At 66.1% G+C, this 894-nt stretch carries 1 protein-coding gene and 1 pseudogene; both read right to left on the bottom strand.

What is annotated here, in order from left to right; all coding sequences use genetic code 11:
* The coding region (locus EOA85_RS39730) for an N-acetyltransferase (RefSeq protein ID WP_245486392.1) at positions 1 to 543 on the bottom strand (543 nt) is incomplete at its 3' end.
* A 91-nt stretch (positions 544 to 634) separates the two neighbouring features.
* Positions 635 to 894, bottom strand: a pseudogene (locus tag EOA85_RS36205) (ornithine decarboxylase); the annotation flags it as partial.

Raw genomic sequence — 894 nt, 5'->3', positions numbered from 1 at the left:
CAGCAGGATCGCCGCATGGCCGAGGCGGGCGGTTTCAGCGATTGCATGGCGCATCAGCGCCGAGCCGATGCCGGCATTCTTGATTGTCGGATCGACGGCGAGCGGGCCAAGCAGAAGGGCTGACCTACCGCCCTCGCCCAGCACCACATCCCATAGCCGCACGGTGCCAGTGACCCCGCCCGATGCATCGCGCGCGATAAAGGCCAGGCCTTCCGAAGGCCGGCGGCCGCGCCGCAGCTTTTCCGACGATTTTTTCCGGCGCTTCGGCCCCATGGCGCGATCGAGCAAAGCCTCGCGCGCCGAAACGTCGGCAGCGGTTTCGGCGGTGATGACGAAAGCGCCAGCAATCTCCCCCCTCGAGGGGGAGACGTCGCCGAAGGCGACAGAGGGGGTCGCCTCGCCTGAAGTGCCGGCCCCACGCGATCCAAGAGAGGTCGCGACAGCTGAGCCGACCCCCTCTGGCCGCTTTGCAGCCATCTCCCCCTCTAGGGGGGAGATTTGCCGGCCGAAAGCGCCTTCAACAATGAAATCCACAATTTCCATTTCCGCGATCCTTCACGAGCGGATTGTTCCACAGGCGAACCGAAGCGGGCGATCTCGTCGCCCGCACCGGGTGATCTGAGGGCCGAAGCCGTCAGATCACGTAGGATCGGAGAGGCTCGAAGCCGTTGAAGGCGACCGAGGCGTAGGTCGTCGTGTAGGCGCCGGTGCCCTCGATCAGCACCTCGTCGCCGATGGTCAGCGACAGGGGCAACGGATACGGCGTCTTCTCGTACATCACGTCGGCCGAATCGCAGGTCGGGCCGGCGAGCACGCAGGGTGCGGTCTCGGTGCCGTCATGCGCGGTCACGATTGGGTAGCGGATAGCCTCGTCCCTCGTCTCGGCGAGACCGC

It is taken from the genome of Mesorhizobium sp. M5C.F.Ca.IN.020.29.1.1 (assembly GCF_003997375.1).
Classification (GTDB): Bacteria; Pseudomonadota; Alphaproteobacteria; order Rhizobiales; family Rhizobiaceae; genus Mesorhizobium; species Mesorhizobium wenxiniae.
Note: the sequence above shows the minus strand (reverse complement) of the source record. Positions and strands in the feature narration are given on the sequence as shown.